The 7000-nt window shown below is 66.7% G+C and carries 6 protein-coding genes and 1 pseudogene; 3 read left to right on the top strand and 4 right to left on the bottom strand.

Going from position 1 to position 7000, the window contains the following annotated elements; all coding sequences use genetic code 11:
• Positions 1-32: 32 nt before the first annotated feature.
• On the top strand, positions 33-1361 hold the full coding sequence (locus tag NA4_RS36625) for an NsdA family TPR-like regulatory protein (RefSeq protein WP_507763408.1): 1329 nt from the start codon (positions 33-35) through the stop codon (positions 1359-1361).
• Here NA4_RS36625 and NA4_RS36620 read toward each other — a convergent pair.
• The 3 genes from NA4_RS36620 to NA4_RS36610 all read right to left on the bottom strand — a co-directional run bounded on the left by NA4_RS36620 (position 1342) and on the right by NA4_RS36610 (position 4152).
• Positions 1342-1743 (bottom strand): NUDIX hydrolase, encoded by a 402-nt coding sequence (locus NA4_RS36620; RefSeq protein WP_218022516.1) that lies wholly within the window; start codon positions 1741-1743, stop codon positions 1342-1344. The genes NA4_RS36625 and NA4_RS36620 overlap by 20 nt on opposite strands.
• 213 nt (positions 1744-1956) lie before the next feature.
• Positions 1957-2280, bottom strand: a complete 324-nt coding sequence (locus NA4_RS36615) for a hypothetical protein (protein ID WP_067480473.1) — start codon at positions 2278-2280, stop codon at positions 1957-1959.
• 408 nt (positions 2281-2688) lie between these two features.
• Positions 2689-4152, bottom strand: a complete 1464-nt coding sequence (locus NA4_RS36610) for a DHA2 family efflux MFS transporter permease subunit (protein WP_067480470.1) — start codon at positions 4150-4152, stop codon at positions 2689-2691.
• Between the two features lie 195 nt (positions 4153-4347).
• Between NA4_RS36610 and sigJ the strand changes: the two genes are divergently transcribed.
• Entirely contained in the window at positions 4348-5277 is a 930-nt protein-coding gene (gene sigJ, locus NA4_RS36605; protein ID WP_067480467.1) for an RNA polymerase sigma factor SigJ, read from the top strand.
• Here sigJ and NA4_RS36600 read toward each other — a convergent pair.
• Positions 5256-6677 (bottom strand): short-chain fatty acyl-CoA regulator family protein, encoded by a 1422-nt coding sequence (locus tag NA4_RS36600; RefSeq protein ID WP_174553048.1) that lies wholly within the window; start codon positions 6675-6677, stop codon positions 5256-5258. The two genes, sigJ and NA4_RS36600, sit on opposite strands and share 22 nt — an antisense overlap.
• 146 nt (positions 6678-6823) lie before the next feature.
• Here NA4_RS36600 and NA4_RS43060 point away from each other — a divergent pair.
• Positions 6824-7000: pseudogene (locus tag NA4_RS43060) on the top strand (MmgE/PrpD family protein); the annotation flags it as partial.

Below are 7000 nucleotides of genomic sequence, written 5' to 3'. Positions count from 1 at the left end.
CTAAGCAGCCCAATCGTCAACTCGCTGAGCTTCTGGAGGAGGCTCGATATAGCCGAGAGCTCAGCCGAAAAGGCCTCGCGCGCAGAGTGGTGGAGCGTGGCGAGGCCGTCGGTGTCGAGCTGCGCTACGACCACTCTTCCGTCGGTCGGTGGCTCGCTGGCGAGCAGCCGAACACGCCTGGGCCGGAGCTGATCGCCGAGGTCTTGACCGAGGTTGTCGGGAGACGAGTCAGCGTTGCGGACTGTGGAATGGTCGGCGGAGGCGAGACCGCCGATCTGGGACTCGAGTTTTCACTGAGTCTTGCCGAGGCAACAGCTTCCGCAACAGCGTTGTGGAGGAGTGATGTGGAGCGTCGGCGGTTCCTGGTCGGAGCGTCATACGCAGTTGCGGTCTATCCGGCCGCGTCCATGCGATGGCTGACTATGCCCGGACCTGAACGCCCTGTATCGTCCGGATTCCGCCGGATCGGCCAAAGTGATGTCGATGCGGTCCGCACTATGACCACCGCGTTTCGCGATCTGGACAACCGTGTCGGCGGCGGCAAGGTGCGTCCGACCATCGTGCACTATCTGCACAGTTCCATCGCGCCACTACTGCACGGTAGCTACACCGAATCGGTCGGCCGCCAGTTGTTCGCGGCCACTGCCGAACTCACGAAGCTCGCGGGCTGGGCGGCCTATGATCTCGAGGAGCACGGCTTGGCGCAGCGGTACCTGATTCAGGCGCTACGGATGTCCCGGGCTGCCGGTGACGCCGGACTCGGAGCCGAGATTCTCGCGGCGATGAGCCACCAGGCCACCTACGTGGGGCGGCCGGGAGATGCCATCGACCTCGCACGCGCGGCCCAGATCGCCGCGCGCACCGCACGACTGGCGGCGTTGGAGACCGAGTGCCACATGGCGGAGGCACACGGCCACGCCGCGCGCTCCGACCAATCGTCGTGCGCGGCGTCGATCAACGTCGCAGAACGCGCATTCGAGCGCGCAGACTCAATGCGCCCGGCATGGCTGGCATATTTCGACGACGCATACCTGTCAGCGAAAACTGCGCACTGCTTCCGAGATCTCGGTGATTTTGCTCGAGCTGCGCGCTTCGCCGAGCAGTCGCTGGACATGTCCGATGGGTATATCCGTGGACGTGCTTTCAACCTTTGCCTGTTGGCATCCTCCCGTGCCGCTGAGGACCCAGGGGAGGCCGTGAGTATCGGGTTCGAAGCACTCGAACTCGCGGCTGGACTGGTTTCCCGCCGTAGCCTCTCCTACCTGAGGGAGGTTCGGCATCGGCTCGCACCGTATGACGATTTGGAAGACGTGGCCGAGTTCCGGCATCGAGCGCTTGCGGTCACTGGTCGGGAAGACTGAGGGCGCGGTAGAGCGCGACGATCGTCGCGGCGCCAACGATCTCGCCGCGGTCGATCATGGCTACCGCGTCCAGTAGTGGGAACCACCGGATGTCTTCGGCCTCGTTGATGTCCGGGGCCGTGTCGGTGAGGTCGGCACCGCGGGACAGGTAGATCTCCTGCGGTTGGTCAAGTGTGCCGATCGACGGCTGGTAGGTAACCAGGTGTTCCATGGTCCGCGGACGCCACCCGGTCTCTTCTTCGACCTCGCGGGCGGCGGCGAAGGAGACGTCTTCGGCGTGGTCGACATATCCGCCCGGCAACTCCCACACCCACCGATCGATGATGAACCGGTGCCGATACATCAGCAGAACTTCGCGGTCGTTGTTCAGAACCAACGTCATCGCACAGCGAGGCATTCTGGCGACGTACTGCGTGAACCTCACCCCATCCGGCAGCTCGACCTCCACTGTCGACAGCCTGATATGACGATTCTCGTCCACCACGTGTTCACCGTGGATTGTCCATTGGGTGCGGCTCACAACTTGACGGTAGCAATGCGAGATCAGCACGCTACTTCAACGTCGCAGGTGCGCACGACTGCGGCGAGTCCGACCTCAGTGCCCGGTCCGCGAACGATTCCCGGGGGTGGCCGTCTCGACCGGCCTGTACAGGCCGGAGGCGGAGTCGAAGACCAAGCCGGCAGTATCGGTGAACTCGGCCAATTCTCGGTCCGCGTCCAGTTGCACTCGAATGCCATCGAACTCGGCATTCACCGTCGTGCAGATCCGATCGGTCTCGAGTATCTCGTCATTGTCCAGCTCGATGCTGAACTCCTCCTCGCAGTAGTCCAGCTCGATGGCGAATCGCGCCATTGTGCCGACCTGACGAAGAACCTGGATACGCACGTAATCGAACGAGTAGTGGATACCGTCGTACATGTATGCCTCGACCGGCTCGCGGTGCGACCCACGCCCTCCGACTTCGTTTCAGATCCATTCGGCGCGAAGATAATTGACACCTATCCGGTCCGGGCTAGGTGTCTCGTAAAGATAGCTTCCGCGTAACCGTCGGTGTGGACGGTTCCGCGAGGGTAGTCCAATGGCGGTTGGCCACGGCGTGTTGATCCGCCTTTCGACTACCGTCGTCGCGTTCCTGAGCTCGAAGACCACCAATCTGGACGGGGGCACTGGCCCGGGGCGCAGCGCGCAGCCCCGAGCGTCAGCGCGGCCCAGTCGTGCTAAGTGTGGGTCGTTCTGTATCGGGGCGGGCAGAGGGTGCGGCTGCGGTGTTGTGGACGGCATCGGCAGGTGGCCTGGAGCCCTTCGATTCCCGGCCACCTGCCGACTTCAGACCGTCGCGGGTTGTGTGGCCGACGCCGTGGCCTCGGCGTCCCCGCGTGCGTTGACGGTCCACAACCCGAGGATCGCGGCGACAACGCCGATGACGCCGCCGACGAACAGCGCCCGCCCGAACCCGGCATTCATCGCCTCGATCGGCGCGTGACCCGCCGCGAGCTGAGCGTTGGTGTGCGAGGTCGCGACGGCGGTGAGTACCGCGAGGCCCAGTGCTCCGCCCAGTTGCTGCCCGGTATTGAGCAGTGCGGCGGCCAAACCGGCTTGTTCGGGCGGCACGCCCGCGTTCGCCGCGGTGGTGTTCGCGACGAAGACGCCACCTGCGCCCAGCGACATCACCAGCATTCCCGGCAGCAGATCGGTGAGATAGGACCCGTCGGTCGATATGCGTGACAGCAGCAGAACACCCAGCCCGCACAGCAGCGACCCGAGCACGGTGAAGACCCGGGTTCCGGTCTTGGCGAAGAACTTCGTCGCCAGACCCGCGGCCACGCCGATGGTCAAACTCACCGGGAGATAGGCGACGCCCGCCTCGAACTCGCCGTAGCCCAGCACCGTCTGCATGTACAGCGTGACGAAGAAGAACATCGACAGCATGCCCGCGGCGATCACCAGGTGGGACAGGTTCGCCGCGGCCAATCCGCGGATGCCGAAGATCGACAACGGGACCAGTGGGTCGGCGGTGGCGCGCTCATTGACGACGAACGCGACGAGTAGAGCCGCGGCGACACCGAGGACGGCGATCGTCCGCGCGTCGCCCCATCCGTATTCGGGGGCCTTCACCAAGCCGAATACCAGCGTCATCAGGCCCGTGGTCGCCAAGACCGTGCCGAGCACGTCGAAGCCGCGCCGGATGTCGTTGCGCTGATCGTTCGGAATCAGCAGCGGGATGGCCACCAGCACCAGCACGCAGACCGGCGTGTTGACGTAGAAGACCCAGCGCCAGCCGGGCCCTTCGGTGATCACCCCGCCGAGGAATACGCCGGCGGCCGATGCCAAACCCGCTGCACCACCCCAGATTCCGACCGCGGTGTGTCGATCGGAGCCCTCCCGGAAACTGGTGGTGAGGATGGATAGGGCGGCGGGCAGCATCAGCGCGGCGCCGATGCCCTGTGCGAAGCGAGCTGCGATCAGCAGCCCGCTGCTGTCGGCGAGCCCGCCGAGCGCGGAGGACACGCCGATGACGACGGTCCCGGCGATCAGGACCCTGCGGCGTCCGAGCAGATCGGCCAGCCTGCCGCCGAGCAGCAGCAACCCGCCGTAGGTGAGCAGATACCCGCTGGTGACCCACTGCAGCGTCGGCACCGACATGCCCAGTTCGCGTTGGATGGTCGGCAGCGCGACGTTCACGATGGAGGCGTCGACGAAGTCGACGAAGGCGACCGTGCAGAGCAGGGCTAACGTGAGTTTGCCGCGGCGGGTCGCCAAGAACGATGGTGTTTCGGTGGGTGCGAGCACTCCGATGTCCTCTCTCGATGCGGACGTTGTCGTCCTTGCGAACCGAGAGCCGCGGCGCGCGGCGGATGTGACATCGCAGCGCGGCGCCGAGAGACGGATCACAATTCGGCGTGGGACGTCACATATCGCGGCGTTGTCTTGCTCCTATGCGTGAGACCGATGCACGCGGTCGCACCGCACAGACAAGGAGGTCCGATGACGGAGACCGCCGACGAAGCCGCCACGCGGGTGTTCGCCGACCACCGGGAACTGCTGTTCTCGGTGGTCTACGCCATGCTCGCCAGCGTCGCCGACACCGAGGACGTGCTGCAGGAGACGTGGCTTTCCTGGGCTGCCCGGGTGGGTGAGGGCAGCGAGGAGATCCGGCATCCCCGGGCGTACCTGGTGCGCATCGCGATGAACCAGGCGCTCGCGCGGCGCGCGGCGATCAGTCGCAGGCGCGAGACCTATGTCGGCCCGTGGCTGCCCGAGCCGCTGGTCTCCGACACGCCACAGCTCACCGAGGACGCGGCGGAGGGCGCGCTGCGTGCGGAATCGGTGTCCATGGCGGTGCTCGTGGTGCTGGAGACGCTCACCCCGCTGGAGCGCGCGGTCTTCGTGCTGCACGAGGTGTTCGGCTATCCGCACGCCGACATCGCCGAGGTCCTCGGCCGCACGCCCGCCTCGATCCGGCAACTCGCCCACCGGGCCAGGGAGCACGTGCACGCGCGGCGGCCGCGCTACCGAGCCGACCCGCACACGCAGCGACGGGTGACCGAGAAGCTCGTCGCCGCGCATGCGGACGGCGACGTGGCCGGTCTGCTGGAACTGCTCGCACCGGACGTCGTGTTCTGGTCCGACGGCGGCGGCAAGGCGCGGGCCGCGCTGCGCCCGATCCACGGCCCCGACAAGGTCGCCCGCATGCTCACCGGCCGGAATCTCCTCAGGGACGTGCCCGATTTCGGTGTCGGATACCGGTTCGTGAACGGCGACCCGGCCGCGCTGTTCTTCGCCGCGGGCGCGCCGTTCGCGGTCGTCGTGCTGGACATCGATCCGGCCACCGACCGGATCCGCGAAATCTACGCCGTGGCCAATCCGGACAAACTCACCAGGATCGAAACCGGTCAGCGGCCGACGCGCGGGTAGGGCAGATCGGTGCTGGTGTGCTCGGTGATCGCCAGCGGGCTGCCGATGTGCGGGAACGCGCGCTGCGGGCAGGCGGGACGCTCGCAGACTTTGCAGCCCGCGCCGATCGGCACCGCGGCCGCCGGGTCGTCCAGCTGCAAGCCCGCCGAATACACCAGGCGCTCGGCGTATTCGATGTCGCAGCCGAGCCCGATGGCGAAACTCTTCGCCGCCGTGCCGAACCCGTGCGGGGCGACCGCGGCCGTGCGGGCGATCCAGAGATATCGGCGCCCGTCCGGCATCTCGGCGACCTGGGTGAGAATGCGGCCGGGATGGGCGAACGCCTCGTGCACCACCCACAGCGGGCAGCTGCCGCCGACCCGGGAGAAGTGGAACGCGGTGGCGGACTGGCGTTTGGAGATGTTGCCCGCGCGGTCGGTGCGGACGAAGAAGAACGGGACGCCGCGCTGTCCCTGCCGCTGCAGGGTGCTGAGCCGATGGCAGATGGTTTCGAAGCCGACCTCGAAACGCAAGCTGAGCAGGTCGATGTCGTACTGCAGCTCCTCCGCCGACCGCAGGAACCGCCCATACGGCAGCACCAGCGCTCCGGCGAAGTAATTGGCCAGCCCGATCCGGGCGAGGGTGCGGGATTCGCCGGTCAGCGACGGGGTTTCGGCCAGCACCGCGTCCAGCTCGGCGCCGTACAGCAGGAGGGCGAGGGTGGTGGCGATCTGGAAAGCGCGCTGGCCGGGGCGCAATCGCCGGGCCAGGGTCAGCGTGCGGCTCTCCGGGTCGTAGTGCCGCTTGGGGATGGCCGCGTCCGCGCCGTCGCCGCGCACCAGAATCGTCATCCCGGCGCGTTCCTCGGCGACCCGCGCGAGCTGGCGATCGAGCGAGCCGATGGACAGGCCCGAGTTCTCGAACAACTGCTCGGCGGCGATGTCGAGCTGTGGGATGTGGTTGTGGTGGTCGTAGAAGAAGTCGCGCACGTCCTCGTAGGGCATCGGCACCCCGGGCGCGCCCGAGGGCGCGGACACCCGCGCCGAGAGCAGATCGAGCTGATCGGTGGTCGCGCGTAGTCGGCGGTGCATCGCCACCACGATCCTGGCGATCTCCGGCTGGCGCGTCGCCAGCTCCTCCACCTCGGTCAGCGGGGCGGTGTGCCCGCCCGCGGCGTCCACCAGCACTTCGTGCAGGTCGGACACGAGGCGCGCGTCCGAATCGGCGGCGAAGAACTGGACGTCGAGGTCGAAGGTGGAATTGAGTTTCAGCAGTACGGGAATGGTGAGGGGCCGCTGGTCGCGCTCGAGCTGATTGAGGTAGCTGGGCGACAGGTCCAGCGATTTCGCCAGGGCCGCCTGGGTCATCCTCCGCTCTTCGCGCAACCGCCGAAGCCGGGCGCCCGCATACATCTTGCGCACGTGCACGATGGTAGCTGCGACTATTCGCAATCATCGCAAAATCGGGGATTGTTTCCCGCGAAAATATGCTTTTGCGAGGTATTCGGCAATATGTCCGGCCTGCGTAGTGTGCGAAGGGGGGATTTGCACACGCTCGTGGAGGATGCATGAAGAGACACATCGTAAGCGCACGCGCCGCCGCCGAGGAGTTTCCGCGCCAGGAACATCTCGCCACCAAGATCGCCGAGGTCGCCGCGGACCCGGTCGAGGTGACCGCCGAGGTCAGCGCGATGATCGTGAACCGGATCATCGACAACGCCGCCGTGGCCGCCGCCGCGCTGACC

Origin of the sequence: Nocardia amamiensis NBRC 102102 (assembly GCF_001612745.1) — a bacterium.
In the GTDB taxonomy this organism is placed as follows: Bacteria; Actinomycetota; Actinomycetes; order Mycobacteriales; family Mycobacteriaceae; genus Nocardia; species Nocardia amamiensis.
The sequence above is the reverse complement of the archived record's forward strand: the minus strand, read 5'-3'. Positions and strand labels throughout refer to the sequence as shown.